Source organism: Streptomyces sp. NPDC052064 (genome assembly GCF_055585925.1).
The window spans coordinates 219,987-246,135 of the sequence record NZ_JBVJJE010000007.1; the positions used below are offsets into that span (position 1 = coordinate 219,987).

General features: G+C 71.2%; 24 protein-coding genes. 9 read left to right on the forward strand and 15 right to left on the reverse strand.

Annotated elements, in window-relative coordinates:
- The 4 genes from ACZ6TU_RS20700 (at position 1) to ACZ6TU_RS20715 (ending at position 4,132) form a co-directional block, all read left to right on the forward strand.
- Positions 1-699, forward strand: coding sequence for a L,D-transpeptidase family protein (locus ACZ6TU_RS20700; RefSeq protein WP_469550122.1), 699 nt, complete (start codon positions 1-3; stop codon positions 697-699).
- A gap of 161 nt (positions 700-860) precedes the next feature.
- The gene (locus ACZ6TU_RS20705; protein ID WP_467675519.1) at positions 861-2,243 is read left to right on the forward strand and encodes a ferredoxin reductase family protein; all 1,383 of its coding nucleotides are present in this window, start codon (positions 861-863) and stop codon (positions 2,241-2,243) included.
- A 40-nt stretch (positions 2,244-2,283) separates the two neighbouring features.
- A complete protein-coding gene (locus tag ACZ6TU_RS20710; RefSeq protein ID WP_469550125.1) occupies positions 2,284-3,336 on the forward strand; it encodes an FMN-binding protein in 1,053 nt (350 codons plus the stop codon).
- Positions 3,329-4,132, forward strand: a complete 804-nt coding sequence (locus ACZ6TU_RS20715) for an FAD:protein FMN transferase (protein ID WP_467675523.1) — start codon at positions 3,329-3,331, stop codon at positions 4,130-4,132. Before ACZ6TU_RS20710 ends, ACZ6TU_RS20715 begins: the two co-directional genes overlap by 8 nt.
- Before the next feature lie 168 nt (positions 4,133-4,300).
- Here the strand turns inward: ACZ6TU_RS20715 and ACZ6TU_RS20720 are convergent, their stop codons facing one another.
- The 6 genes from ACZ6TU_RS20720 to ACZ6TU_RS20745 all read right to left on the reverse strand — a co-directional run bounded on the left by ACZ6TU_RS20720 (position 4,301) and on the right by ACZ6TU_RS20745 (position 11,834).
- A complete protein-coding gene (locus ACZ6TU_RS20720; protein ID WP_086561825.1) occupies positions 4,301-4,846 on the reverse strand; it encodes an arginine repressor in 546 nt (181 codons plus the stop codon).
- Positions 4,847-4,853: 7 nt separating this feature from the next.
- Positions 4,854-6,053, reverse strand: a complete 1,200-nt coding sequence (locus ACZ6TU_RS20725; protein WP_467675525.1) for an acetylornithine transaminase — start codon at positions 6,051-6,053, stop codon at positions 4,854-4,856.
- Positions 6,050-6,973 (reverse strand): acetylglutamate kinase, encoded by a 924-nt coding sequence (gene argB / locus ACZ6TU_RS20730; RefSeq protein ID WP_467675527.1) that lies wholly within the window; start codon positions 6,971-6,973, stop codon positions 6,050-6,052. Before argB ends, ACZ6TU_RS20725 begins: the two co-directional genes overlap by 4 nt.
- Complete coding sequence (gene argJ / locus ACZ6TU_RS20735) at positions 6,970-8,121, reverse strand: bifunctional glutamate N-acetyltransferase/amino-acid acetyltransferase ArgJ (protein WP_467675529.1); 1,152 nt, start codon at positions 8,119-8,121, stop codon at positions 6,970-6,972. The genes argB and argJ overlap by 4 nt, the downstream gene beginning before the upstream one ends.
- Positions 8,118-9,146, reverse strand: coding sequence for an N-acetyl-gamma-glutamyl-phosphate reductase (argC, locus tag ACZ6TU_RS20740; RefSeq protein WP_467675531.1), 1,029 nt, complete (start codon positions 9,144-9,146; stop codon positions 8,118-8,120). The genes argJ and argC overlap by 4 nt, the downstream gene beginning before the upstream one ends.
- A gap of 204 nt (positions 9,147-9,350) precedes the next feature.
- Complete coding sequence (locus ACZ6TU_RS20745) at positions 9,351-11,834, reverse strand: alpha-L-arabinofuranosidase C-terminal domain-containing protein (RefSeq protein WP_467675533.1); 2,484 nt, start codon at positions 11,832-11,834, stop codon at positions 9,351-9,353.
- Between the two features lie 137 nt (positions 11,835-11,971).
- Here ACZ6TU_RS20745 and ACZ6TU_RS20750 point away from each other — a divergent pair, with 137 nt between their 5' ends.
- On the forward strand, positions 11,972-12,412 hold the full coding sequence (locus ACZ6TU_RS20750; RefSeq protein ID WP_467675904.1) for a DUF6314 family protein: 441 nt from the start codon (positions 11,972-11,974) through the stop codon (positions 12,410-12,412).
- A 17-nt stretch (positions 12,413-12,429) separates the two neighbouring features.
- Here the strand turns inward: ACZ6TU_RS20750 and ACZ6TU_RS20755 are convergent, their stop codons facing one another.
- From ACZ6TU_RS20755 to ACZ6TU_RS20765, 3 genes are all read right to left on the reverse strand, one after another.
- Positions 12,430-13,023 (reverse strand): histidine phosphatase family protein, encoded by a 594-nt coding sequence (locus tag ACZ6TU_RS20755; protein ID WP_467675535.1) that lies wholly within the window; start codon positions 13,021-13,023, stop codon positions 12,430-12,432.
- A gap of 73 nt (positions 13,024-13,096) precedes the next feature.
- On the reverse strand, positions 13,097-13,537 hold the full coding sequence (locus ACZ6TU_RS20760; protein ID WP_467675537.1) for a GNAT family N-acetyltransferase: 441 nt from the start codon (positions 13,535-13,537) through the stop codon (positions 13,097-13,099).
- Positions 13,538-13,576: 39 nt separating this feature from the next.
- Positions 13,577-15,013: an aminotransferase-like domain-containing protein gene (locus ACZ6TU_RS20765; protein ID WP_467675539.1), complete on the reverse strand. Its 1,437-nt coding sequence runs from the start codon at positions 15,011-15,013 to the stop codon at positions 13,577-13,579.
- Between ACZ6TU_RS20765 and ACZ6TU_RS20770 the strand changes: the two genes are divergently transcribed.
- Complete coding sequence (locus tag ACZ6TU_RS20770; RefSeq protein WP_469550135.1) at positions 15,012-15,932, forward strand: DMT family transporter; 921 nt, start codon at positions 15,012-15,014, stop codon at positions 15,930-15,932. The two genes, ACZ6TU_RS20765 and ACZ6TU_RS20770, sit on opposite strands and share 2 nt — an antisense overlap.
- A gap of 92 nt (positions 15,933-16,024) precedes the next feature.
- Positions 16,025-16,225 (forward strand): DUF1918 domain-containing protein, encoded by a 201-nt coding sequence (locus ACZ6TU_RS20775; RefSeq protein WP_059422898.1) that lies wholly within the window; start codon positions 16,025-16,027, stop codon positions 16,223-16,225.
- A 1-nt stretch (position 16,226) separates the two neighbouring features.
- Here ACZ6TU_RS20775 and ACZ6TU_RS20780 read toward each other — a convergent pair whose 3' ends face one another.
- Positions 16,227-17,465: a glycoside hydrolase family 10-like protein gene (locus ACZ6TU_RS20780; protein ID WP_469550138.1), complete on the reverse strand. Its 1,239-nt coding sequence runs from the start codon at positions 17,463-17,465 to the stop codon at positions 16,227-16,229.
- Between the two features lie 180 nt (positions 17,466-17,645).
- On the opposite strand from ACZ6TU_RS20780, the gene ACZ6TU_RS20785 reads away from it, so the two are divergent.
- Positions 17,646-18,521: a 3-hydroxybutyryl-CoA dehydrogenase gene (locus ACZ6TU_RS20785; RefSeq protein ID WP_469550141.1), complete on the forward strand. Its 876-nt coding sequence runs from the start codon at positions 17,646-17,648 to the stop codon at positions 18,519-18,521.
- 297 nt (positions 18,522-18,818) lie between these two features.
- Positions 18,819-19,076: a hypothetical protein gene (locus ACZ6TU_RS20790; RefSeq protein ID WP_338776696.1), complete on the forward strand. Its 258-nt coding sequence runs from the start codon at positions 18,819-18,821 to the stop codon at positions 19,074-19,076.
- Between the two features lies 1 nt (position 19,077).
- Here ACZ6TU_RS20790 and ACZ6TU_RS20795 read toward each other — a convergent pair whose 3' ends face one another.
- From ACZ6TU_RS20795 to pheS, 5 genes are all read right to left on the reverse strand, one after another.
- The gene (locus tag ACZ6TU_RS20795) at positions 19,078-19,623 is read right to left on the reverse strand and encodes an NUDIX hydrolase (protein ID WP_086848493.1); all 546 of its coding nucleotides are present in this window, start codon (positions 19,621-19,623) and stop codon (positions 19,078-19,080) included.
- Positions 19,624-19,731: 108 nt separating this feature from the next.
- A complete protein-coding gene (locus ACZ6TU_RS20800) occupies positions 19,732-21,072 on the reverse strand; it encodes a transcriptional regulator (protein WP_469550147.1) in 1,341 nt (446 codons plus the stop codon).
- Positions 21,073-21,326: 254 nt separating this feature from the next.
- Positions 21,327-22,298 carry a PP2C family protein-serine/threonine phosphatase gene (locus ACZ6TU_RS20805; protein ID WP_469550400.1) on the reverse strand — a complete coding sequence of 324 codons (972 nt, stop codon included), beginning with the start codon at positions 22,296-22,298 and terminating at the stop codon, positions 21,327-21,329.
- Between the two features lie 174 nt (positions 22,299-22,472).
- Positions 22,473-24,986, reverse strand: coding sequence for a phenylalanine--tRNA ligase subunit beta (gene pheT, locus ACZ6TU_RS20810; protein ID WP_469550150.1), 2,514 nt, complete (start codon positions 24,984-24,986; stop codon positions 22,473-22,475).
- Positions 24,986-26,113, reverse strand: coding sequence for a phenylalanine--tRNA ligase subunit alpha (pheS, locus tag ACZ6TU_RS20815; protein ID WP_467675551.1), 1,128 nt, complete (start codon positions 26,111-26,113; stop codon positions 24,986-24,988). Before pheS ends, pheT begins: the two co-directional genes overlap by 1 nt.
- Between the last annotated feature and the right edge of the window lie 36 nt (positions 26,114-26,149).

A 26,149-nucleotide genomic window follows, 5' to 3' on the forward strand; every position in this document is an offset into this window, starting at 1 on the left:
ATGCGCCCCGGTGCCGCCGCCCTCGCCGTCTCCTCCCTCGTCGTGCTCGGCGCCGGGCCGCCCGCCCCCTCCTCTGCGCTGCCGGCCCGGATGACGGACACCGGCGGCGGCACTCAGCTGATCACCGCGGTGGCCCCGGGGACGGCCTCGACGACGGGCACGGTCACCTGGTGGGACCTCCGGGACGGGCGGTGGGCGAAGGCGGGTTCCGCACCCGCGCGTTTCGGAGCGAACGGGCTGGTCGAGGGCGCGTCCCGCAAGCAGGGCACGAACACGACACCCACGGGTCTGTACGGCCTGCCGTACGCCTTCGGCATCAAGGCGGCGCCGCGCGGGACGGCGTACACGTACCGCCGGGTGCACCGGGACTCCTGGTGGTGCCAGGACAACGACTCCCGCTCCTACAACCGCTGGACCGAGCCCCGCGCGGCCGACTGCCGGGCCTCGGAGTCCGAGCGCCTGATCACCTACGGCGAGCGGTACGCGCACGCGCTCGTCATCGGCTTCAACTACGAGCGCCCCGTGCGGGGACGTGGCGCGGGCATCTTCCTGCATGTCGAAGGGCATGGGGCGACGGCCGGTTGCGTGTCCGTGCCGAAGGGCGCGATGCGGACGATCCTCACCTGGGCCGACCCGGCGAAGCGCCCCCACATCGCCATCGGGACGGCGAGCGGGACCACCGCCGTCACCCGCTACTAGCGCCTGTCTGCCAGACAGGCGCTCGGCCCGGGAGGCCGCCCCGGAACCTGTCCGGGTTACCGCCGGTCACTTCCGTACGCGCACGACTCGGTGCACGGCTGAACACTCCCGTGTCCCGGCACGTATCTGTGGGCCAAGGGTCAAGTCCCCACGGAGGAACCGTGACCACCACGCTCGCAGGCGGCCGTGCCGCCCGCCGCCAGACGATGCGCCGCATCCGCCCGCGCCGCTCCCCGGCCGTACCGCTGCTGATCGCCCTGTGGGCGGGTGCGGCGGCCGTGCTGTGGCTGTGGTGGGACAACACACCGTCCCTCGCGGACACCACGAGCAAGATCCTGGCCGCGGGCCGGATCACCGGCCTGCTCGCCGGCTACCTCATGGCGCTCGTGGTGCTCCAGATGGCCCGGGTGCCCGCGCTGGAGCGACGGGTGGGCACCGACCGGGTCGCCCGCTGGCACGCCATGACCGGCCGCTACACACTCTGCCTGGTCCTCGCCCACGTCTTCCTCACCATGTGGGGCTACGCCCTCCAGGCGGGCAAGGGGCTCGGCGCCATCGTCCAGCAGACGACCGATTCCATCAACCAGCTTCCGGACATGGGCAAGGCCGCCATCGGCACGGGCCTGCTGTTCGTCATCGGGATCCTCTCGATCGGCGGCGTCCGCCGTCTGATCGGGTACGACACCTGGTACCACGTGCACCTGCTCACCTACGCGGCGGTGTACCTGACGTTCTGGCACCAGATCACGACCGGCAACGAGTTCGCCGTCGAACCCGCCGCCAAGACCTTCTGGTACGGGCTGTACGGCGTGGTGACCGCACTCGTCCTCTGGTACCGGATCCTCACCCCGATCCGGCTGAACCTGCGGCACCGGATGCGGGTCGAGGCGGTCATCGAGGAGACCCCGGGCATCGTGTCCGTACTGATCGGCGGGCGCAAGCTGCACCGGATGGGCGCGGAGGCGGGCCAGTTCTTCCGCTGGCGGTTCAAGGCGCCCGGCATGCGCTTCAGTTCGCACCCGTACTCCCTGTCGGCGGCGCCCCGCCCGGACATGCTGCGGATCACCGTCAAGGCGATCGGTGACCACACCTCCCGGCTGCGCGAGCTCGAGCCCGGCACCAAGGTGTGGGCGGAGGGCCCGTACGGCGCGATGACCGCGCAGCGCCGCAGCCGCGGCAAGGTACTGCTGGTCGCGGGCGGTGTCGGCATCACCCCGATGCGGGCCCTGTTCGAAACCCTGCCGGGCGCGTCCGGCGACATCACGCTGCTCTACCGGGCCAACAGCACCCAGGACCTGGCCCTGTGGAGCGAGCTCGCCAAGATCGCCGACGAGCGCGGGGCCCGGCTGATGTACGCGGTCAACAGCCCCGACGGGGAACGTCCCGACATCTCGGCGGAGTCACTCCAGCGCAAGATCCCGGACATCGACCGCCACGACGTCTTCATGTGCGGGCCGCCCGGCTTCGCGCAGTCGGTGTACGAGGCACTGCGCGGCGCGGGAGTCCCCGCCCGCCGTATCCATCACGAGTCGTTCGAGATGTGAGCGACGGGACATCAACGGCCCTTCAGGAGCTTGAGAAACGATGAGGAAGAGTCACCCCGTCCGGCGTGCCGTACTCGCCGGCGCAGCCACCGTCTCCGGGATCGTGCTGCTGCTGTCACTGAAGCCGGCCTCCGACCCGGGCTCCGCCCAGGCCGCGGGCGGTCAGCTCCCGCCCGCGGCCGCCGGGCAGGCCCCGCAGGGCGGCGTGAACGGCGCCGTCACCGGTGACGCGGCGCAGACGCAGTACGGCGCGGTGCAGGTGCGCCTGACCATGAGCGGCGGCAAGATCACTCAGGCCGAGGCGGTCCAGGCCCCCAAGGGCGGGCGCAGCGACCAGATCACCGCCAGCTCCGTGCCCCGCCTCAACCAGGCGGCGGTCGCCGCCCAGAGCGCGGACATCGACGCCGTGTCCGGGGCGACGTACACCAGCGCCGGCTACAAGAAGTCCCTCCAGTCGGCCCTGGACAAGGCCAAGGCCTCGGCGGGCGGCGCGCAGGGTTCGGGCAACGCCCAGACCGTGACCGGCGATGTCGCGCAGACGCAGTACGGCCCCGTCCAGGTCCGCCTCACCGTCGCCGGCGGAAAGATCACCAAGGCCGAAGCCGTCCAGGCCCCCAAGGGCGGCCGCAGCGACCAGATCACCGCCGCCTCCGTTCCCCGCCTCAACCAGGCGGCGGTGACGGCCGGGAGCGCGGACATCGACGCGGTCTCGGGCGCCACCTACACCAGCGCGGGTTACAAGCAGTCCCTCCAGTCCGCTTTGGACAAGGCTCCGGCAGGCGGCGGCTCCTCCCAGGGCTCCGGCTCGGGCAGCGCCCAGGCCAAGACCGTCACGGGCAGTGTCGCGCAGACGCAGTACGGCCCGGTCCAGGTCCGCGTCACCGTCGCCGGCGGGAAGATCACCAAGGCCGAAGCCGTCCAGGCCCCCAAGGGCGGCCGCAGCGACCAGATCACCTCAGCCTCCGTCCCTCGCCTCAACCAGGCAGCAGTGGCGGCCGGAAACGCGCAGATCGACGCCGTCTCCGGAGCCACCTACACCAGCGCCGGCTACAAGCAGTCCCTCCAGTCGGCGCTGGACCAGGCCGGTGGCTGACACGGTGGCCGACTCCGCACAGGCTCCCGCCGCGGTACGTCATGCGGAGGAGACGATGGGGACCGTCTTCTCCTTCGACGTCCGCGGCGGGGAACCCGGCGCCGTGCGCGCGGCGGTGGACGAGGCCGTCGCCGGGCTGCACCGGGTCGACGAGGTGTTCAGCACCTACCGCGAGGACAGCCAGATCTCCCGGCTGCAACGCGGCCGGCTGACGGTCGAGGAGTGCGATCCCGAGGTCGCCGAGGTCCTGGAGCTGGCGGCCGAGGCGGAGCGGCTGAGCGACGGCTGGTTCAGCACGTCGTACGGGGGCCGCCTCGATCCGACCGGCATCGTGAAGGGCTGGGCGGTCGAGCGGGCGGCGCGGCAGCTGGCGGCGGTGCCCGGGGTGAGCGGGGTGAGCGTCAACGGCGGCGGCGATGTGCAGTTGCTCGGCGTCCCGGGTTCACAGCGGCCGTGGCGGGTCGGGGTCTCGGATCCCCTGCGGCCCGGGGGTCTCGCGGCGGTGATCTCCGCCGCCGGGGTGGGTGAGCTGGCCGTGGCCACGTCCGGGACCGCCGAGCGGGGCGCGCATATCGTCGACCCGCGTACGGGGCGTTCGGCCGTGACCGACCTGGTCGCCGTGACCGTGGTGGGGCCTCGGCTGACCTGGGCGGACTGCTGGGCCACGGCGGCGTTTGCGATGGGGTCGCGGGAGGGGCTGGCTTGGCTGGAGTCGCTGCCGGGGGTTGAGGCGCTGTTGATTACGGCCGGCGATGAGGTGCGCTGTACTGGGGGGTTGGCTGCACGGTTGGGGTGAGTGGGGGCTGGGGGCGGGGCGTTCGCTCCACCCGCGCCGGCGGGGTGCCGCTGCGCCCACCCGTGCCGCCCTCAGCGGCACGATTGCCCGCAGCTACGTAGGGGCGCGGGGAACTGCGCGACCAGCCACAGCGCACCCGCGACACCACCGGCAACCCCTACGGCGTGCTCAGTGCCCGTTCTGCGCCAGCCTCAGCAAATGGTCGGCCAGCGCCTGCCCCCCGTCAGGGTTCCGGCTGATCAACAGCAACGTGTCGTCACCGGCGATCGTCCCCAGAATGTCGTGCAGTTCGGCCTGATCGATCGCCGACGCCAGGAACTGCGCGGCCCCCGGAGGAGTCCGCAGGACCACGAGGTTCGCCGAAGCCTCCGCGGAGATCAGCAGCTCCTGCGACAGCCGCCGCATCCGCTCCTCCTTGGCCGACCCGCCCAGCGGAGCGCGCGGCGTGCGGAAACCGCCCTCGCTCGGCACCGCGTAGATCAGGTCGCCGTCGGCGTTGCGGATCTTCACCGCGTTCAGCTCGTCCAGATCCCGGGAGAGCGTCGCCTGCGTGACGCTCAGCCCGTCGTCGGCGAGCAGCTTCGCCAGCTGGCTCTGCGACCGCACGGGCTGCCGGTTGAGGATGTCCACGATCCGGCGGTGGCGTGCGGTGCGGGTCTGCGGCACGGCGGGCCCGTTCGCCCCCGGCTGCTCGTGGTCCTGCGCCTGGCTCATCGTCGTCTCATTCCCCGGATCGTCCGTCCCCGTCGGCTGCTGCGTCGAGGACGCCGGGCAGCGCCCGGAGGAAGGCGTCCACCTCCGCGTCGTCGATGTTCAGCGGCGGCATGAGCCGTACGACGTCGGGGGCGGGCGCGTTCACCAGGAGGCCGGCGTCCTGAGCCGCCTGCTGCACCTGGGGCGCGAGCGGCTCGGTGAGCACGATACCCAGGAGGAGGCCCGCGCCCCGGACGAAATCGATCAAGTCGTGACCGAGGGCCTCGATCCCGTCCCGCAACTTCTCGCTCTGCCGCTTGACGTTCTGCAGCAACCCCTCGTTCTCGATGGTGTCGAGGACGGCGAGCCCGGCGGCGCAGGCGACGGGGTTGCCGCCGAAGGTCGTGCCGTGGTGGCCGGGCTGGAGCAATTCGGCGGCGCGTCCGAAGGCGACGGTCGCGCCGAGCGGCAGTCCGCCGCCGAGGCCCTTGGCGAGGGTGACGACGTCGGGCAGCACACCCTCGTGGGCCTGGTACTCGAACCAGTGGCCGGTCCGGCCGACGCCGGTCTGCACCTCGTCGAGGACGAGCAGCGCGCCGGTGGCGGCGGTGATGGCCCGGGCGGCCTTGAGGTAGCCGGCGGGCGGGACCACGACCCCGTTCTCGCCCTGGACCGGCTCGATGACGACGAGGGCCGTCTCCTCCGTCACCGCGGCGGCCAGAGCCTGCGCGTCGCCGTACGGGACGTGCGTGACGTCGCCGGGCATGGGCAGGAAGGGTTCCCGCTTGCCGGGCTGGCCGGTGAGCGCGAGGGCGCCCATGGTGCGGCCGTGGAAGCCGCCCTGGGTCGCGACCATGTGGGTCCGCCCGGTGAGCCGGCCGATCTTGAAGGCGCCCTCGTTGGCCTCGGCGCCGGAGTTGCAGAAGTAGACCTTGCCGTCGCGGCCGAAGAGCTGGAGCAGCCGTTCGGCGAGCGCGACCGGCGGCTCGGCGACGAACAGGTTGGAGACATGTCCGAGGGAGGCGATCTGCCGGCTCACGGCCTCGACGACGGCCGGGTGGGCGTGGCCGAGCGCGTTGACCGCGATGCCGCCGACGAAGTCCAGGTACTGCTTGCCGTCGGCGTCCCACAGCTTGGTGCCCTCGCCGCGGACGAGCGGGAGCCTCGGGGTGCCGTAGTTGTTCATCAGGGCGCCCTGCCACCGTTCGGTCAGTTCCTGGTTGCTCACGACTCCCCCTGTCCGCCCGGTCCCTCGGGCTTCTCGTCGGCCACGACCATCGTGCCGATCCCCTCGTCGGTGAAGATCTCCAGCAGGATCGAGTGCTGGACCCGGCCGTCGATGACCCGGGCGGTGGTGACGCCGCCCCGTACGGCGTGCAGGCAGCCCTCCATCTTCGGCACCATGCCGGACGACAGGTCCGGCAGCAGCCGCTCCAGTTCGGAGGCGGTGAGGCGGCTGATCACCTCGTCGCTGTGGGGCCAGTCCTCGTAGAGTCCCTCGACGTCCGTGAGGACCATGAGGGTTTCGGCGCCCAGTGCAGCAGCGAGTGCCGCAGCCGCCGTATCAGCATTGACGTTGTAGACATGTCCGTCGTCCTGGGAGCGGGCGATCGACGAGACGACCGGGATGCGGCCGTCGGCGAGCAGGGCCTCGATCGCGCCCGTGTCGATCGCGGTGATCTCGCCGACGCGGCCGATGTCGACCAGTTCGCCGTCGATCTCGGGCTGGTGCTTGGTGGCGGTGATGGTGTGCGCGTCCTCGCCCGTCAGGCCGACGGCGAGCGGGCCGTGCTGGTTGAGCAGGCCGACCAGCTCGCGCTGCACCTGGCCGGCCAGCACCATCCGTACGACGTCCATGGCGTCCTCGGTGGTCACCCGGAGGCCCGCCTTGAACTCGCTGACGATGCCGTGCTGGTCGAGGGCGGCGCTGATCTGCGGGCCGCCGCCGTGCACGACGACGGGCTTGAGGCCGGCGTGGTGCAGGAACACCACGTCCTGGGCGAAGGCGGCCTTCAGGTCCTCGTCGATCATGGCGTTGCCGCCGAACTTGATGACGACCGTCTTGCCGTTGTGCCGGACCAGCCACGGCAGCGCCTCGATGAGGATCTGCGCCTTGGGCAGGGCGGTGTGTTTGCGGGTAGTGCTCATGACGAGTACGCGCTGTTCTCGTGGACGTAGTCCGCGGTGAGGTCGTTGGTCCAGATCGTCGCGGTCTCGGACCCGGCGGCGAGGTCGGCGACGATGTGCACCTCGCGGTAGCGCATGTCGACCTTGTCGCGGTCCTCGCCGACGCCGCCGTTCTTGCACACCCAGACGCCGTTGATGGCGACGTTGAGCCGGTCCGGCTCGAAGGCGGCGCTGGTCGTGCCGATCGCCGACAGCACCCGGCCCCAGTTGGGGTCCTCGCCGTGGATCGCACACTTGAGGAGGTTGTTGCGGGCGATGGAGCGGCCCACCTCGACGGCGTCGTCCTCGGTCGCGGCGTTGATCACCTCGACCTTGATGTCCTTGCTGGCGCCCTCGGCGTCCCGGATGAGCTGCTGACCGAGGTCGTCGCAGACCTGCCGGACGGCCTCGGCGAACTCCTCGTACTCCGGGGTGACGTCGGCGGCGCCGGAGGCGAGCAGCAGCACGGTGTCGTTGGTGGACATGCAGCCGTCGGAGTCGACCCGGTCGAAGGTCGTCCGGGTGGCCGCCCGCAGGGCCTTGTCGAGTACGTCGTCGTCCAGGTCGGCGTCGGTGGTGAGAACGACGAGCATGGTGGCGAGGCCGGGGGCGAGCATGCCCGCGCCCTTGGCCATGCCGCCGACGGTCCAGCCGTCCTTGGTGACGACGGACGTCTTGTGGACGGTGTCGGTGGTCTTGATGGCGATGGCGGCCTTCTCACCGCCGTGCTCACTCAGCGACGCGGCTGCCTTCTCCACGCCCGGGAGCAGCTTGTCCATCGGCAGGAGGATGCCGATCAGGCCGGTCGAGCAGACGGCGACCTCGATGGCGCCCCGCCCGAGGACCTCGGCGACCTTCTCGGCCGTCGCGTGTGCGTCCTGGAAGCCCTTCGGGCCCGTGCAGGCGTTGGCGCCGCCGGAGTTGAGGACGACGGCGGACACCTGGCCGCTCTTCATGACCTGCTCGGACCACAGCACCGGTGCGGCCTTCACGCGGTTGGAGGTGAAGACGCCGGCGGCGGCGCGGCGGGGCCCGGTGTTGACCACGAGGGCCAGGTCGGGGTTGCCGTTCTCCTTGATCCCGGCGGCGATGCCCGCCGCCGTGAATCCCTTCGCTGCCGTCACACTCACGGCGCAACTCCGATCGTCGTCAGTCCGGTGGTCTCGTCGAGCCCCAGGGCGATGTTCATGCTCTGGACGGCACCGCCGGCGGTGCCTTTGGTGAGGTTGTCGATGGCGCTGATCACGATGATCCGTCCGGCGGCCGCGTCGTACGCGACCTGTACGTGAACGGCGTTCGAACCGTAGACGGACGCCGTGGCGGGCCACTGCCCCTCGGGCAGCAGGTGCACGAAGGGCTCGTCGGCGAAGGCCTTCTCGTAGGCGACGCGCAGGGACTCGACGGTGGTCCCGTCCGTCGCCTTCGCGCTGCACGTGGCGAGGATGCCGCGGGGCATCGGCGCGAGGGTCGGCGTGAAGGAGACGGAGACCGGCTCGCCCGCGGCAGCGCTGAGGTTCTGGGTGATCTCGGGGGTGTGCCGGTGCCCGCCGCCGACGCCGTACGGGGACATCGAGCCCATGACCTCGCTGCCCAGCAGGTGCGGTTTGGGCGCCTTGCCCGCGCCGGAGGTGCCGGACGCGGCGACGATCACGGCCTCGGGCTCGGCGAGCCCGGCGGCGTACGCCGGGAAGAGCGCCAGCGACACGGCCGTGGGGTAGCAACCGGGCACCGCGACGCGCTTGGACCCCTCCAGCGCAGCGCGGGCACCCGGCAGTTCGGGGAGGCCGTAGGGCCAGGTTCCGGCGTGCCTCGAGCCGTAGAACCGCTCCCAGGCGGCGGCGTCCGTCAGCCGGAAGTCGGCGCCCATGTCGATCACCAGCACGTCCGGCCCGAGCTTCTCGGCGACGGCGGCGGACTGCCCGTGCGGCAGCGCGAGGAACACGACGTCGTGCCCGGCGAGGACCTCGGGGGTGGTCTCCTGGAGCACTCGCCCGGCCAGGGGCAGCAGGTGCGGCTGGAGCGCACCGAGTTTCTGCCCCGCGTTGGAGTTGCCGGTCAGGGCGCCGATCTCGATCTCGGGGTGCGCCAGGAGCAGACGCAGCAGTTCCCCGCCCGCGTATCCACTCGCTCCGGCCACTGCCGCACGTACCGCCATGGAACCTCCTCCTTAGAGGGCATGACTATACGTTTCTCTGCACGTTTATGCAATTCCCCCAGGGGTCAGGTTCCGGCCGCCCTCGGAGCACCGCGCGTACTCAAGGCACTGATGGAGCGGGAGTTCATGGCCGGAGTTCATCCCGGGCGTACATGAGAAGGCGTGGGCCACCACCCCACAGGGGGCGGTGGCCCACGCGAGGTGCTAGCTCTGCTTGATCCGCAGGAAGGTGACGGAGTTCGCCGGGAAGGTGTAGGTGAACTTCCCGGCCACTCCACGGAAGGTGGACGTCACCGGCGTCACCGGCGTGTCCGTCTCCGTGTTGACGGCGTCCTCCTCGGCGGCCAGCGTGGTCACACGGGCCGTGGAGGCGACCTTCGCGCCACCCAGGTCGACGGCCGTACGGGCCTCGGCGGACTGGGCGTTGACGACCTTGACGATCAGGTCACCGGTCTTCGCGTCCTTGGTGACGACCTGACGGAACGGCTCGGCCGGCTTGTCGTCCTTGAAGCTGCCCCACTCCTTGCCGTCCAGGAACAGGGTGACCTGGCGGCCGCGCACCTTGATGTCGATGTCGTAGGCACGGCCCGTCTCGATCGACCCGGCCTTCGTCATCAGCGTGCCCTTGCCGCCGTCCACGGCCTGCTCGATCGCGGACTGGGTGTTGTTCCAGCCGCCCAGGTTCCACCAGTAGAAGTTGCCGGTGTCCTTGACGCCGAAGGCGACGAGGAAGCCCTCCTTGCCGGACTTCTTGGTGGCCTTCACATGCAGGTCGTAGTCCTTCCAGGCCGGGTCGCCGGCCGTGACCAGGGTGTTCTCGGCGGCCGTGTCGGTCTGGACGTACTGCCCGTCCTGGATGCTCCAGCTGCCCCGGCCGCTGGTGGTCCACTTCGAGGCGTCACCGGAGAAGTCGTCGCTCAGGAGCGTCGAGCCGTCCGCGGCGGTGACCTTCACGTCGTCGTACGCGGCGCTGGTCGCCCACGTGGACAGGCCGACGCCACCCGTGATCGGGCCGCTGACGTTCGGCGTGGTCGTGGCCTTCGACGGGACGACGCGGTCGCCGACGTTGGTCATGAACAGCTTCTGGACCTCGTAGTTGGCCGAGTTCCAGGAGGCCCGGTTGTTGAACCAGATCATGTCCGGCCGCCACTGGACGTAGTCCTCGTTGGCGAGCAGCGGGGCGTACGAGGCGAGCTTGACGATGTCCGCGTTGCGCTCCAGGCCGGTCATGAAGGCGGCTTCGGAGAGGCCGTTCTTCCAGGCGTTGCCCTGGGAGGCGTACTCCCCGAGGAAGACCTTGGGGCCCTTGCGGTCGTAGGAGTCGTAGCGGTCGTTGTTCTGGAGGAACCAGTTCGGGCTGTTGTAGTAGTGCTCGTCGACCATGTCGACGTTGCCCTCGCGGTTGAGCTGCCAGGCGGTGTCGAAGGTCGTGCCGGCGTCGTCCGGGCCCGAGTTGGAGATGACGGTGATGTCCGGGTACTTGGCCTCGATGGCGGCCCGGAACTGCTGGAAGCGGGCGAAGAACTCCTTCGGGAGGTTCTCCTCGTTGCCGACTCCGAGGTGGGTCAGGTGGAAGGGCTTGGGGTGGCCCATCTGCGCCCGCACCTTGCCCCACTTGGAGGTCGCCGGGCCGTTGGCGAACTCGATGAGGTCGAGGGTGTCCTGGATATGGCGCTTGAGCAGGGCGTCGTCGTCCGTGGCCTTGTTCTGGCCGCAGCCGGTCACCAGGGCGGGGACGACGGGCAGCGGCATGGCGCCGATGTCCTCGGAGAAGCGGAAGTACTCGTAGTAGCCGAGGCCGTAGCTCTGGTTGTAGCCCCAGAAGTTGGCGTTGGTGGCGCGCTCCTCGACCGGACCGATGGTGTCCTTCCACTGGTAGCTGCGCTTGCGCTGCCAGTTCGAGGCCTCGCTGTAGTCCTCCATGGAACCGGTGTTGACCAGGCAGCCGCCGGGGAAGCGCACGAAGCCCGGTTTCAGGGCCGCGATCTTCTCGGCGAGGTCCTTGCGCAGGCCGTTCGGCTGGTTCTTGTAGGTGTCGCGCGGGAAGAGCGATATCTCGTCGAGCGCGGCGGCGTTCGCCGAGGCGACGGCCAGGCGGCCGCGGTTGCTGGTGCGGGTCGCGGTGAAGGTGGCCTTGTACTTGGCCCAGCCGCCCTTGACGGCCGTCTGCCGGGCGGTCGCCAGCGTGCCCGCCGTGTCCTTGAGGGAGACGGTGAGCGTGCTGCCGCTCTCGGCGCGGGCCCACACGGAGAAGTCGTACCTCTTGCCCTTCTCGACCCGGATGCCGGTGTTGTAGCCGGCGTTCGTCACGGAGGAACCGGCGCCCAGTGAGAGGTAGTTGCGGTTGCGCTCGTTGAGGCGGCCCGAGTCGTTCACGACCTCGGCCGTGCCGCCGACCGCCCACGAGGTCAGGGGCGTGTAGGAGCCGTTGTCGGCGGTGGAGTACTCGAAGGAGCGGTTCTGCACGAGCTCGGCGTACAGACCGCCGTCGGCGGCCCGGTTGATGTCCTCGAAGAAGACGCCGTACATCGTGTCGTCGATCGCCGCGCCCTTGGCGGACGGGTCGACGGTGATCGCGTAGTCGGTGACGTCCTCGGCGTGCGCGGGGGCCGGTACGAGGGCTGCTGCCGTCAGGAGGGCGGTGGCCGTGAGACCGACTCTCCATCGGGTGCGGGCGGTGCGTGGCATGGATACTCCGCGGCTCTCTGGTAGAGGAGTGTTCGAAATATCAGACATTGATCAGCACTTCGAACGGCAAGATAGGGAGGGGGCGGATGCGCGTCAATGGGTCGCGCAGCAACGGTTGGGACGGAGAGCGGTACGGAATGGGCGACTTCTGGCCAGTGCCGGACGCACTCGCGTATCTGGCCGGGCGCTGGCGCGTGGCCAGGTCGGTGCGGGATCTCGCGAGCCGTGAGCAGGGGGAGTTCTCCGGAACCACCGTGTTCGCCGCGGAGGAGGTCGGCGGGCTGCTGCACCACGAGTCCGGCACCTTCGTCTGGCAGGGCGTCGCCCGGCCCGCCGAGCGGACGCTGCGATTCCTGCCGGGCCCGGGCGGCACGGCGGACGTGCGGTTCGCGGACGGGCGGCCGTTCCACGACCTGGACCTGACGTCCGGGCGGCACATCGCGGACCACCCCTGCGCCGCGGACCTCTACCGCGGCGAGTTCACCGTCCGCGACGCGGACCAGTGGCGGACGGTGTGGCACGTACGCGGCCCGGCCAAGGACCTGGTGCTCCGAACCGACTACGCGCGCGAGTACTGATCAATGCTCCCCACCGACTACGCACGCGAAGTCTGAGCCGGCACCCCGTCGAAGCGCAGGTTCCAGCGCCCCGCCCGGCCCGTCACGGCGGCCGTCGACAGCGGACGGACGTCGATGTTCCAGTACGTCGAGGGCGGTGCCTTCAGGGCGTACACCAGGGCGGCACGGATCACGGACGGCTCGGCGACCGCCACGACCCGGCAGCCGTCCTCGACGGGCCGGGTGTCGAGCCAGCCGCCGACGCGGGTGATGAAGTCCACCAGCGACTCACCACCGTGCGGTGTGGCGCGCGGGTCGGCGAGCCAGGCGTCCACCGCCTCCGGCTCCCGGGCCATCGCCTCGCCCAGGGTCAGCCCGCGCCAGCGGCCCATGTCGCAGTCCCGCAGGCCGAGTTGCACGAGCGGCGCGTACCCGAGCCCCTCCCCCGTCGCACGGCTGCGCGGGGTCGGCGAGCAGTAGCGCAGCTCGGCCGCGGCGAGCGGCAGCAGCTCGTGGGCGACGCGCTCCACCTCACCCCAGCCGGCCGGGTCCAGCGGCCGGTCGTCCGCGAAGCGCTCGGCGAGCAGCGGCGAGCTGCGCGCGGCGGCGACGAACGTGACCCGAAGTGGCATGCGGCGATCGTGAGCGCCGCAAGTGCGCAGGTCAAGAGGTATTACCCGAGAGTTACCCAGGGTGCATCGACCCTCACTGGCCGAAGATGAGCGCCATCCAGTGCTCGGGCCGTTCCAGCGCCGCGAACCCGAGTTTCCCGTAGACGCCGTGCGCGTCCTGCGTGGCGAGCAGGACCCGACGCACCCCGTACTGCCGCAGCTCCTCCCGTACGGCCGCCACGAGCGCGGTGCCGACGTTCTTGCCGCGCACCGACGGATCGACGTACACGTCGCACAGCCACCCGAACGTCGCCCGGTCCGTGATGACCCGTGCGTACGCGACCTGCTCCCCCGACACCGTGTCGTACACGCCGAAGTTGAGCGACCCCTCGATCGCCCGGTCCTGCTTCTCGCGTGAGCGGCCCAGCGCCCAGTACGCGTCGGTGGACAGCCAGTGGTGGACCCGCTCGGCGTCGACGCGGGCGGGGTCGGTGGAGATCTCGTAGCCCTCGGGCAGGCTCGGCGCGTCGGTCATGACGGGATGTTCGCAGGTCGGCGGCCATGCGTCGAACTCTTATCCCAGCACCTCGTCGCAGGCCTTGCGCAGTCGCCGTACCCCCTCCAGGATCTCCCCGGTCCCGGCGACCGCAGCGAAGCTCAGCCGGACGTGCGCGGCCGGCGGCTCGGCGCTGAAGTAGGGGCGTCCGGGGGTGATGGCGACGCCGGCCCTCAGGGCGGCCGACACCAGCCCCGGTTCGTCCGCTCCGTCGGGCAGGCGCGGCCACAGGTGGTAGCCGCCGGACGGCACGTGCGGCAGGGCGAGTTCCGGCAGGTGCAGCGCCAGCGCGGCGGTCATCGCGTCCCGGCGCGCCTTCAACTCGGCGGACACGGCTCGCAGATGGCGCGGCCAGGCAGGAGAGCCGACGAGTTCGAGTGCCGCCTCCTGAAGGGGCCGGGGCACGAAGAAGGTGTCGACGACCTGGATCGCGCGCAGCCGCTCCAGGACCGGGCCGCGCGCGGCCAGGGCGCTCACCCGGAAGCTCGGCGAGGTCGCTTTGGTCAGCGAGCAGACGTGGACGACGACACCGTCGGGGTCGTCGGCGGCCAGCGGGCGCGGCAGCGGCCCCGCGTCCTCGTGCACAAGTCGCCGCACGAAGTCGTCCTCGACGACGAACGCGCCCGCCGCGCGGGCGATGCGCAGCACCTCGCGGCGCCGCTCGGGCGCGAGCACGGCACCGGTGGGATTCTGGAAGAGCGGCTGGCAGACGAAGGCCGGGGCGCCGGTGGCCCGGAAGGCGTCGGCGAGCAGCGCCGGTTTCACGCCGTCCGCGTCCACCGGGACGGGCACCGGGCGCAGGCCCGCTGCGCGGGCGATGGCGAGCATGCCGGGGTAGGTCGGCGACTCGACGAGGACCGGGGCGCCGGGCGGGGCGAGGGCGCGCAGGGCGGTGGTGAGCGCGGACTGTCCGCCCGCGGTGACCAGCACCTCGGCGGCCGTGAGGGATCCGCCGATGCCCCGCGCGAACCACTCCCGCAGCTCCGGCAGCCCCTCCATGGGCGGACGTCCCCAGGCGCCGGGCCGGCGTCCGGCGCGCGACAGGGCGGCGGCCATCGCGCGCTCGGGCTGCAACGACGGGTGCAGATAGCCGCCGTTGAACTCGATCACGCCGGGCGGCGGGGCGGCCAGCGAGACCAGTACCCCGGAGGCGTCCACCGAGCGTGGTACGAGGTCGGCGGCACCGTCCGCGCTGAGCGCGACCTCCTGCCAGGAGGTGTCCCCGGCGGGGGCCGGTGCCGTCCGGGCCTGCGCACGGAACGCGCCCGCGCCGGGCCGGGTGACCACCAGTCCCTCGGCGGCGAGCTGCGCCAGCGCCCGCGACACGGTCACGGGACTCACCCGGAACCGCTCGACCAAGGCCCGACTCGACGGCAGCTTTCCACCCGGTGAGTAGCGGTCCAGCTCCCGCCGCAGCCGTTCCGCCAGTTCACCGACGCTGCTACGCTCTTGCATGAGAGTACAGAGTAGCGCTACTACCGCTTCCCGGATAGCAGTCGCCGTGGATCGGGAGCAGCAGCCCGGCCTCGGCACCCTCCAGGCCGCCCTGGGCGTCATCGCCTTCTCCCTCACCTTCCCCGCCACTGCCTGGGGCCTGGAGGGCTTCGGGCCCTGGTCGCTGGTCGCCGTCCGCAGCGTCCTGGCGGCGGTGATCGCGGGCAGTGCGCTGCTCGCCCTGCGGGTACCGCTGCCCGCCCGCCGCCACTGGTTCGGCCTCGCGGTCGTGGCGGCCGGTGTCGTGCTCGGTTTCCCGCTGCTGACCACGCTGGCACTGGAGACCTCCACCACCGCGCACGCCGCCGTCGTGGTCGGACTGCTCCCCCTGACCACCGCGCTCTTCTCCGCCCTGCGCGTCGGCACCCGGCCCTCGCGCACCTTCTGGACGGCGGCCCTCGCCGGCGCGGCGGCGGTGCTGGCCTTCACTGTGCAGCAGAGCGGCGGCGCCCTGAGCACGGCCGACCTGTACCTCTTCGCGGCGCTGCTGGTGTGCGCGGCCGGCTACACCGAGGGCGGCCGGCTGGCCCGGGTCATGCCGGGCTGGCACGTCATCGGCTGGGCGCTGGTGCTGTGCCTGCCGCTGACCGTGACCGTCGCCGCGTTCGCGCTGACGCGGGAAACCGTGCAGCTGACCGCGCACAGCGTCACCGGGCTGCTGTGGGTCGCGGCGGGTTCGCAGTTCCTCGGACTGGTCGTCTGGTACCGGGGCATGGCGGCCATCGGCATCCCGAAGGCCAGCCAGTTGCAGCTCGCTCAGCCCCTGCTCACACTGGTGTGGTCGGTGCTGCTGCTGGGCGAGCACCTGACGGTGGCCGCCCCGCTGACAGCCGCGGCGGTGCTGGTCTGCATCGCCGTCACACAACGGGCGCGCGGCTGAGCGGGGCACGCCCGGCCCCTGCCGAGTGGCGCCCCCGGCCGTAGACTCGGAGGCCACGGACCGCTGCTCCACACATCGTGAGGAGGCCCCAGATGCGCGCAACCGTGGGCGACCAGCTTGTCCAGCACGGCAGGGTGGTCGGTCAGCACGACAAGGTCGGCGAGATCGTCGAAGTGCTGGGCCAGGAGGGCAGTCCCCCGTACCGCGTCCGGTTCGAGGACGGGCACGAGGGCGTGTGTTCGCCGGGACCCGACACCGAGATCCGGCACCGGGAGACCACCACCGGACCGTGATTCACCGCGGCGGGGGCGCCGGCTGCGCGTAGTGGTCGGCGACCACCCTCGCCATCGCCCCGATCCGATCGGTCGCCATGTCCTTGGCGGCGAAGAAGACGTGTCCGCGCACCTGCGCGTGATCCCTGGCCAGCGTCAGGTGCCGGGACAGCTCGGCCGGGTCCTGCCAGGACGCGGGCTGCGCCGGGTCACCGGCCTTGTACAGCGCCTCCCCCACGTAGAGCCTCGTCGACGTGCCGCGCGCGACCCCCGCCCACCAGGGCACCAGCTTCGCGTAGTCGGCGGCGGCGAAGCCGATGTTCCAGTACAGCTGCGGGACGATGTAGTCGATCCAGCTCTCGCGCACCCACTTGCGCGTGTCCGCGTGCAGGTCGTCGTAGGTCTGCACGCCCGCTCGGGTGTCCGAGCCGAGCGGATCGGTGGCGGCGTTGCGCCACACACCGAAGGGGCTGATGCCGAAGGGGGTGCCGGGCCGGACCTGCTTGACGCGGTCCGCCGTCTCCCGTACCAGCTTGTCGATGTTGTCCCGCCGCCACGCGGCCCGGTCCGGGAAGGCGGCGCCGTACTCCGCGTAGGCCGTGTCGTCGTCGAAGGTCTGGCCCGCCACCGGGTACGGGTAGAAGTAGTCGTCGAAGTGGACGCCGTCCACGGGGTACTTCTTCACCGCGTCGAGCATCGCGTCCTGCACGAAGTCACGGACCTCGGGCAGCCCGGGGTTGTAGTAGAGCTTCCCGCCGTACGTCACCACCCAGCCCGGGTTCCTGCGGGCGGGGTGGCCGGCGGCGAGCCGGTTCGGATCGGCGTGGGCGGCGACGCGGTACGGGTTGAACCAGGCGTGCAGCTTCAGGCCGCGGGCGTGGGCCTCCTCCACGGCCGTGCCCAGCGGGTCCCAGCCCGGGTTCTTGCCCTGGGTGCCGGTGAGGTACTGCGACCACGGCTCGTACGACGAGGGCCACAGGGCGTCCGCCGCGGGCCGGACCTGGAAGATCACGGTGTTGAGCCGGTTGCGGACCGCCCTGTCGAGGTGGGTGATCAGCTCGGCCCGCTGCTGCGCGGCGGTCAGCCCCGGCTTCGACGGCCAGTCGCGGTTGGCCATGGTGGCCAGCCACACGCCCCGCATCTCGGAGGCCGCCCTGCCTCCGCCCCTGCCGTCCCGCTTGGGCGCGGCCGACGCCGGAGGCGTCATCGTGAAAGCCGACAGCGCCGCCACCGCGAACGCCCTGCGTGACACTCGTCCCATCCGCATGCCCCAAAAAGCCGCGGATCCGCCCGGCTGCGGATCGCTCCGTGCCCAGCATGCCCGAAGCGGACCCGCCCCCCGCGATCGATCATCGATACTTGGGAGTAACGTGCACGAACGGAGCAGGCACCGGAACCCGGAGCACCTGCCCAGAAGTGGATCAGCAGCGAAAGGGACGATGTGACGGACATCCCAGCGGGAGACATTGCACGCGTCGGAGTCGTGGGCTGCGGTCAGATGGGCGCGGGGATCGCCGAGGTGTGCGCCCGGGCCGGTCTGGACGTCATGGTCGCCGAGACCACCGGCGAGGCCCTGGAGATCGGCCGGACCCGGCTGTTCAACTCCCTGGCCAAGGCAGCCGAGCGCGGCAAGATCACCGAGGAGGAGCTGGAGGCCACGCAGGCCCGACTGAGCTTCACCACGGACCTCGGCGAGTTCGCCGACCGCGACCTGGTGATCGAGGCCGTCGTCGAGAACGAGCAGGTCAAGACCGAGATCTTCCAGGTGCTCGACCAGGTCGTGACCCGGCCCGACGCCATCCTGGCCTCCAACACCTCCTCCATCCCGCTGGTGAAGCTGGCGGTGGCGACCTCGCGGCCCGACCAGGTCATCGGCATCCACTTCTTCAACCCGGCCCCGGTGCAGAAGCTCGTCGAGCTGATCCCGGCCCTCACCACGTCCGAGGGCACGCTGAGCCGGGCCCAGCTGTTCACCGAGAAGTTGCTGGGCAAGCACGCGATCCGCGCCCAGGACCGCTCCGGCTTCGTGGTGAACGCGCTGCTGATCCCGTACCTGCTCTCCGCGATCCGGATGTTCGAGACGGGCATCGCCAGCCGCGAGGACATCGACAACGGCATGGAGATGGGCTGCGCCCACCCGATGGGCCCGCTGAAGCTCTCCGACCTCATCGGCCTGGACACGGTCGCCTCGGTGGCCCAGTCGATGTACGAGGAGTACAAGGAGCCCCTGTACGCCGCTCCCCCGCTCCTCCAGCGCATGGTCGACGCGGGCCGGCTGGGCCGCAAGACGGGGTCGGGCTTCTACACGTACGGCTGACCGCCCGGCCGAGGCCGCCACCTCAACGCCGCCGCTCCTCCGGCCACCGCCGGGCCCGGCGGCGTCCCCATGTCGTCATACGGCCCGGGTTCCCCCAAGGCTGATTACGGACGGTCAGAATTCAGCCATGCCACGGGCCCGGCACCGGAATTGGTGCCGGGCCCGTGGCATTCACACACCGTGTGCGCGCCGGGCTCGCATATGCCCGTCGCACACTCTCCCCAGGCGCCCACCAGGCGAGTTGACTCCTCATGCGCATGCAAGGGATGTGCAACGACTACGGAAAGGAGCGGACTCGTGACCGCCGATCCCGAGCATCCGGTCGTTCATGGAGAACTCGCAGAGTTACGACGCCGCCTCGATGTGGCATACGCCCGTGTCGAAGGCGGACTGGCTCTGCTCAGCCACCGCACCGAGGAGACCGCCAAGGAACTCGACGAGCTCAACACCCGGATCAACTCCCTCGAACACGCGCGCTGGCCGCTGCCCGCGGTCGCCGCCCTCACCGCCGTGGGTGCCCTCGTCGTGGCGATCTGGCAGGCGCTGGGACGTTAGCTCAGGGCAACGTGTCCTGACCGAGCCTGAGATGGTGCAGCAGCAGTAACGCGGCCGCCATGTTGGCGGCCGGGACCTCCCCGCGGGCGACCATGTCGGGGACGAGCTTGAGGGGAACCCATTCCCTGCGGTCCGACTCGAAGTCGTCCACGGGGTGCCCGACATACTCGCCCTCGTCGGCCCAGTACACGTGGTGCCGGGCGTCGGTGAGCCCGTTGGACGGCTCCACGCTCATGAGGTGGTGCAGGGGTCCCGGCCGCCAGCCGGTCTCCTCCTCCAGTTCCCTGGCGGCCGCGCGGGCGATGTCCTCGCCGTCCTCGACGACGCCCGCCGCGAGTTCCCACCCCCAGCTGTCGGTGATGAAGCGGTGCCGCCAGAGCAGCAGCACCTCGTTGGCCTCGTTCACGACCGTGGCCACGGCAACGGGCCGCAGCCGTATGAGGAAGTGGTCGAGGTGCCGGCCGTCCGGCAGTTCGACATCCGCGAGATTGACGCTGAACCAGCGGTTTGAGTACACAGTTTGTTCGTTGTGTTTCGTCCACTGCACGGTTCTGCCACCTTCCGTCGAGTAAGTGGCAATATCGCAGCAGGGATGTACTGACAGCAGGCGCACGGGAAGTCGCTCGGGATGACGCGGGCGCCCGTCGCCCTGGGTCTACAACGGTACGCGCAGTGCCCCGTCGATGAGTTCCGCGGCCTCGGACGTGCCCGCGCAGCCGCTGCGCACCAGGTGCTCCCGCACCGCGCGCAGCCTGTCCCGCAGCCGATGGGACTCCATGCCGCGGGCCTGCTCGGCCATCTGCACGGCGATGGCCACGGCCTTGTCCGCGTTGCCCTGCCGCAGCTCGATCGTGCTGAGCATGGCCAGCCGGTGCACCCGCCCGCGGTCGTGCGCCGGGTTGTCGACCGCGGCCGCGGCATGCTCCCCGGCGGCCGCGATCTCTCCGAGGCTCAGCAGTGCCTCCGCCACCTGGACGTTGACCAGCCCCGGCTGGACATAACCGGTCTCGTCGGGCTCGTAGCCACGCCGGATGCGTGCCGCGGCCTGCTCGGCCCGCCGGATGCAGGACAGGGCGCTCGTGCCGTCGCCGAGATGCGCATACGCCTTGGCCTGCATCGCGTACAGGTCGGAGGCGAGCGCCGGGGTGATGTGCTTGCCGGCGGCCCGCAGCGCGGCCTCCGCGAAGGCGACGGCCTGCCGGTACTCCCGCATGAACAGCGACTGGTTGACCAGCAGCGCGATGATGTAGGCGCCGAGCCCTCGGTCGCCGCTGGCCTTGGCGAGCCGCAGGGCCTGATGGAAGTAGCGCTGCGCGAGGCCGTGCGCGTCGGAGTCGTAGGCGCAGATCCCGGCGACGGCCACCAGCCCGCCCGTGGCCCGGTGGAGTTGGCGACCGAGCTCGTCGGTGTAGCTGCCGCGCAGCAGCGGCGCGGCCTCGGCGTTGAGGAAGCCGACGATGCGGGCCCGCGTCGCGATGCCCCCGGCCTTGCGGTACATCTGCTCGTAGTGCGTACGGGCGGCCCGCAGCATCTCCAGGTCGCCGGGGGTGACCCGGTGTCTGCCGCCGCGGGAGACGTCCACGTCCTCGGGCGGGTTCTCCCACTCCCACACCGGCATGACGGCGGGCGTGCCGGTGAGCGCGGGCGCGCCCAGGATGTGCGGGCGCTGTTGCTGGTCGGAGCGCCACAGGGCGGTGGCCCGCTCGACGAAGCCGGACAGCGAGCCGGTGTGCGCAGCGGACGGCTCACCGGGCATGCCCAGGCCGATGTCGTCGAGGGTCACCTGCCGCCGCAATCGGGCGGCGAGCACCTCGCAGATCAGGTCGGGCACCTGGCCCCGGGGACGCTGCCCCTTCAACCACCGGGCGACGGCGGTGTGTTCGTACCTCAGGGACAGGCCACGCGCCCGTCCCGCCTGGTTGACGTGTGCGGCCAGCCCCGCGTGCGAGATCCCGGCCTCGTCCAGGATCGCGTCGAGCAGAGTGTTGGGCTGCATGTGGGCCCCCCGGTGGCTCGGTGCGGCCAGATTAGTGGCTCCGCCTTCACACGGGGTGTGAACGGAGTGCTCGAATCCGCGCTGTGTGCGCACTGTCGCGGAGAGTCGCCAGCCGGTTGACTGAAATGCCTCGAAAGAGGCCGGCCGGGCCGCCGGCTCCCCCTCGTACAGTGCGGCGGCCCGCTTCCGCCGTCCGCCCAGCCGCCTGCCCGACACTCCGTGGCGGGGCGGACGGCATCGCCGGCGCCGTGGTGTCAGGGACGCGTCGTCGGCTGCGGGCGTGTTGCGGTTGTCCGCGCGGTTCCCCGCGCCCTCAGGTGAGTACACCGGTCGTTCGTCAGTACGAGCAGGGCGATGTCGTCCGCCGGTCCGCCCCGCGTGTGGTGCAGAAGGTCGTGCGAAATCCTGCTCAGGACCGTCTGCGAGGAGAACGGCGCGTCCCGCACCGCCCTCGTCAGAGCACGCGGCAACGGAAAGAACCGGCCACGGGCGTCCCTCGCGTCCAGCGCACCGTCCGTGTAGAGGAACAGCGCGTCACCGTGCTCCAGATACCCCAGGCCTACGGTGGACAGTTCGGTCGGCAGCGGGAACAGGCCCAGGGGCGGATACGGATCGGCCGGGGCGAGTTGGTCGACGCTCGCGCCGCTCAGCCGGTACGGCCACGGATGCCCGCAGTTCAGCGCGGCCATCTCGCCGTCGGCTCGGATCTCCACCAGCAGCAGCGTCACGAACTCCTCGGCGGCGCCCGCCGGATGCTCCTGGCGCAGATGCCGGGCCAGGGCGCGTTCCAGCCGGTGCAGCACCCCGCCGAGGTCCTTCTCGTCGTGCGCGGCCTCACGGAAAGAGCCGAGCACGGCCGCGACGGTCCCGAAGGCGCCGATCCCGTGCCCGCGTACGTCACCCATCACGGCCCGCACGCCGTGCTCGGTGGCGACCACCTCGTACAGGTCACCGCCGATGGCCGCCCCACGCTCCGCCGACACCTGGGCGGCGGCGACGTCCAGCCCGTCGATGCGCGAGGGCAGCGGCCTGAGCAGCGCGCTCTGCGCGGCACCCGCGACGCGGCGCAGCTGCCGCAGCTCGCGCATCAGCGTCTGCCGCACATGGAGGATCAGCCCGGTACCGACCGCGAAGAACACGGCACTGGTGACGATCCGCGCTTCGAGGCCGGTCTCCTGAGCGAGCGGACAGGCCAGCTTGTACGTGACGGCCGCCACGCCCCACATCGTCGGCAGACCGAGACTACGCACCCGACCCCTGATGCGGATCATGCCGATGGCCCCCCAATAGGCCCTGACACACAGAATCGGACCGGCCCGAATAGGCCGGTCCGATTCTGTCGACAGCACTCCCGAAAGGGCAGGTTTGCCTACATTTACCACTCAAACGAGTGAGGGGCACTAACTCCGCAACTCGGCCCCGACGCGTTCACCCGCGAGGGCAACCGCCGCATCCCGAGCCGCGGAAGCCTCATCCACGGTCAGCGTCCGATCAGCCGCCCGGAACCGCAACGCATACGCGAGCGACTTCCGCCCCTCTCCCAACTGTTCGACGTTCTCGTACACATCGAACAACCGGATGGACTCCAGCAGCTCCCCGGCACCATCACGCAAGGCCTCCTCGACCTCCGCCGCCGGAACAACCACGTCGACGACCAGGGCGACATCCTGCGTGGCAACGGGGAACGTGGAGATCCGCGGCGCCTTCACCGTGGCGTCACCAGCCGACTCCACCGCATCCAGGTCGATCTCCATCGCACAGGTACGCGCCGGCAGCCCCAGCGCCTTCACCACGCGCGGGTGCAGCTCCCCCGCGTGGCCCACGACCCGCTCGGCACCGTCCACGGTGATCGCCAGCTCGGCGCACCGCCCGGGGTGCCACGGCCCGTACTGCCCCTTGCGGATGATCAGCTCGGCGCCCGCCTCACGGGCGATGGAACGCGCCGCCTCGACCGCGTCGGCCCAGTCGGCCGGACGGTCCTTGCCCCACCAGCCGGCCTGCTCGCGGGCGCCGGCGAGGACGACGGCGACGTGCCGCGGCTGCTCGGGCAGCGCGACGTTCAGCCCGGCGAGTTCCTCGTCGGTCGGGCGGCGGTCGACGGGCAGCACGGCGGCGATCCGCTGCTCCTCGCGCGGCCGGAAGACCAAGCCGGACTCGAACAGGGCGAGGTCGTGCGAGCCCCGGCCGTCATTGCGCCGCAGGGCGGCGAGCAGACCCGGCAGCAGCGTCGTGCGCAGCGCGGGCTCCTCGTCGCTCAGCGGGTTGCTGAGCTTCACGACCCGGCGGGCGGGGTCGTCCGCTTCGAGGCCGAGCTGGTCGAAGACCTGCTCGCCGATGAACGGGTAGTTCAGCGCCTCGACGTATCCGGCACCGGCCAGGGCCCGGCCGACACGGCGGTGCAGCCGCTGCCGGTCGGTCAGACCGCGGCCGGCCGGCGGCTTGGGCAGCGTGGAGGGCAGGTTCTCGTAGCCCTCCAGGCGGATGACCTCTTCGGCCAGGTCGTTCGGGTCGGTGAGGTCGGGGCGCCAGGACGGCACGGTGACGATCAGCTCGTCCTGTCCGTACACGTCACAGCCGACCTCCTGGAGCCGCCGCACGACGGTCTCCCGGCCGTAGGCCACGCCCGCGACCTTGTCCGGGTGGTCGGCCGGGATGGTGATGGTGCGCGGCGCCGACGGAGCGAGGATCTCGGTGACACCGGCCTCGGCGGTGCCGCCCGCGAGCAGGACCAGCAGGTCGACGGTGCGCTGCGCGGCGGCCGCCGCGGCCTGCGGGTCGACGCCGCGCTCGAAGCGCCGGGACGCCTCGGAGGACAGCTTGTGCCGACGGGCCGTGCGCGCGATCGACACCGCGTCGAAGTGGGCGGCCTCGATCACGATGTCCGCCGTGGCGTTCTCGGTGTCGTCGTGGTCGGCGATCTCCGTGTTGGCGCCGCCCATGACGCCGGCGAGCCCGATCGGGCCGCGGTCGTCGGTGATCACCAGGTCCTCGGCGTCCAGCGTGCGCTCGACTCCGTCGAGGGTGGTGAGCTTCTCGCCCGGCTCGGCCCGGCGCACGCCGATCGTGCCCTGGACCAGGCCGCGGTCGTAGGCGTGCAGCGGCTGGCCGAGCTCCGTCATCACGTAGTTGGTGACGTCGACGGCGAGCGAGATCGGGCGCATGCCGACTTTCTGCAGCCGGCGCTGGAGCCAGATCGGGGAGCGGGCCTCGGCGCTGAGACCGGTCACCGTGCGGGCCGTGAAGCGGTCGCAGCCGGTGGGGTCGGAGATCTGCACCGGGTAGCCGTACGCGTTGGGGCCGGGCACATCGATCAGTGCCGGGTCGCGCAGCGGCAGGCCGTAGGCGGTGGCGGTCTCGCGCGCCACGCCGCGCAGCGACAGGCAGTAGCCGCGGTCGGGCGTGACGGCGATGTCGAGGACCTCGTCGACCAGCTCCAGCAGCTCGATCGCGTCCTTGCCGACCTCGGTCTCCGGGGGCAGCACGATGATGCCCTTGGTGCCGTCGTCGCCCATGTTCAGTTCGTCGCTGGAGCAGATCATGCCGCGGGACATCTTGCCGTAGGTCTTGCGCTCGGCGATCTGGAAGTCGCCGGGCAGGACGGCACCGGGCAGGGCCACGACGACCTTGTCGCCGACGGCGAAGTTGCGGGCACCGCAGACGATCTCCTGGGGCTCACCCGTGCCGTTGGCCTGGCCGACGTCGACGGTGCAGAAGCGGATCGGCTTCTTGAACTCCGTCAGCTCCTCGATGGTCGCCACCTGGCCGACCACCAGGGGGCCCTTGAGGTCGGCTCCGAGCTGCTCGACGGTCTCGACCTCCAGACCGGCCGAAATGAGCTTGGCCTGGACGTCTCGGCCGGTCTCGGTGGCCGGCAGGTCGACGTACTCCCGCAGCCAAGAAAGCGGGACCCGCATCAGATCTCCATCCCGAACGGCCGGGTGAACCGGACGTCACCCTCGACCATGTCTCGCATGTCCTCGACGTTGTGGCGGAACATCAGCATCCGCTCGATGCCGAACCCGAAGGCGAAGCCGCTGTACTTCTCGGGGTCGACGCCGCAGGCGGTGAGCACCCGCGGGTTGACCATGCCGCAGCCGCCGAGCTCGATCCAGCCCTCGGACGAGCAGGTGCGGCAGGGCCGGTCGGGGTTGCCGATGGACTCGCCCTTGCAGACGTAGCAGAGCATGTCCATCTCGGCGCTCGGCTCGGTGAAGGGGAAGTAGTTCGGCCGCAGCCGGGTCTTCATGTCCTCGCCGAACAGGGACTGGACCATGTGGTCCAGGGTGCCCTTGAGGTCCGCCATGGTCAGGCCCTCGTCGATCGCGAGCAGCTCGATCTGGTGGAAGACGGGCGTGTGCGTGGCGTCCAGCTCGTCGGTGCGGAACACCCGGCCGGGGCAGACGATGTAGACCGGCAGCTCACGGTCGAGCAGGGCGCGCGCCTGCACCGGGGAGGTGTGGGTGCGCAGGACGACGCCGGACCCGGACTCCTCGGTGCCCTTCGGGCCCTGCACGAAGAACGTGTCCTGCATCTGCCGGGCCGGGTGGTCGGGCAGGAAGTTGAGGGCGTCGAAGTTGAACCACTCCGCCTCGGCCTCCGGCCCTTCGGCGATCTCGTAGCCCATGGCCACGAAGACGTCCGCGACCCGCTCCATCATCGTGGTGAGCGGGTGCCGGGCGCCGGCCGGGACGCGGTCGTAGGGCAGCGTGACGTCCACCGCCTCCTCGACCAGCACACGGGTGTCCCGCTCGGCCTCGAGTTCCGCCTGGCGGGCGGCGAGGCCCTTGTTCACGGCGCCGCGGGCCTGCCCGACGCGCTTGCCGGCGTCGGCCTTGGCGTGCGGCGGCAGGGCGCCGATCTCGCGGTTGGCGAGGGCCAGCGGGGAGGCGGGGCCGGTGTGGGCGACCTTGGCCTCGTGGAGCGCGTCGAGGGAGTCCGCGGCGGCGAAGGCGGCGAGCGCCTCGTCCCGCATGCGCTCGATCTCTTCCGGTTTCAACGCCTCGACCTCTACAGGGTCGTACGACTTATTCGGTGCCGACATCTCTTCCCGTGCTTCCGATTGGCTGGCTGAAGGTCC

Bases quoted from the DNA above. Each gene is read 5' to 3' on its own strand.
- ACZ6TU_RS20780 (WP_469550138.1), bottom strand. From the start codon at position 17,465: ATGGGACGAGTGTCACGCAGGGCGTTCGCGGTGGCGGCGCTGTCGGCT.
- ACZ6TU_RS20760 (WP_467675537.1), bottom strand. From the start codon at position 13,537: ATGACCGACGCGCCGAGCCTGCCCGAGGGCTACGAGATCTCCACCGAC.
- ACZ6TU_RS20755 (WP_467675535.1), bottom strand. From the start codon at position 13,023: ATGCCACTTCGGGTCACGTTCGTCGCCGCCGCGCGCAGCTCGCCGCTG.
- argB (WP_467675527.1), bottom strand. From the start codon at position 6,973: ATGAGCACTACCCGCAAACACACCGCCCTGCCCAAGGCGCAGATCCTC.
- argC (WP_467675531.1), bottom strand. From the start codon at position 9,146: ATGGCGGTACGTGCGGCAGTGGCCGGAGCGAGTGGATACGCGGGCGGG.
- ACZ6TU_RS20800 (WP_469550147.1), bottom strand. From the start codon at position 21,072: ATGCAGCCCAACACTCTGCTCGACGCGATCCTGGACGAGGCCGGGATC.
- ACZ6TU_RS20770 (WP_469550135.1), top strand. From the start codon at position 15,012: ATGAGAGTACAGAGTAGCGCTACTACCGCTTCCCGGATAGCAGTCGCC.
- pheS (WP_467675551.1), bottom strand. From the start codon at position 26,113: ATGTCGGCACCGAATAAGTCGTACGACCCTGTAGAGGTCGAGGCGTTG.
- ACZ6TU_RS20710 (WP_469550125.1), top strand. From the start codon at position 2,284: ATGAGGAAGAGTCACCCCGTCCGGCGTGCCGTACTCGCCGGCGCAGCC.
- ACZ6TU_RS20775 (WP_059422898.1), top strand. From the start codon at position 16,025: ATGCGCGCAACCGTGGGCGACCAGCTTGTCCAGCACGGCAGGGTGGTC.
- ACZ6TU_RS20700 (WP_469550122.1), top strand. From the start codon at position 1: ATGCGCCCCGGTGCCGCCGCCCTCGCCGTCTCCTCCCTCGTCGTGCTC.
- ACZ6TU_RS20750 (WP_467675904.1), top strand. From the start codon at position 11,972: ATGGGCGACTTCTGGCCAGTGCCGGACGCACTCGCGTATCTGGCCGGG.
- ACZ6TU_RS20805 (WP_469550400.1), bottom strand. From the start codon at position 22,298: ATGTGGGGCGTGGCGGCCGTCACGTACAAGCTGGCCTGTCCGCTCGCT.
- ACZ6TU_RS20745 (WP_467675533.1), bottom strand. From the start codon at position 11,834: ATGCCACGCACCGCCCGCACCCGATGGAGAGTCGGTCTCACGGCCACC.
- pheT (WP_469550150.1), bottom strand. From the start codon at position 24,986: ATGCGGGTCCCGCTTTCTTGGCTGCGGGAGTACGTCGACCTGCCGGCC.
- ACZ6TU_RS20720 (WP_086561825.1), bottom strand. From the start codon at position 4,846: ATGAGCCAGGCGCAGGACCACGAGCAGCCGGGGGCGAACGGGCCCGCC.
- ACZ6TU_RS20765 (WP_467675539.1), bottom strand. From the start codon at position 15,013: ATGCAAGAGCGTAGCAGCGTCGGTGAACTGGCGGAACGGCTGCGGCGG.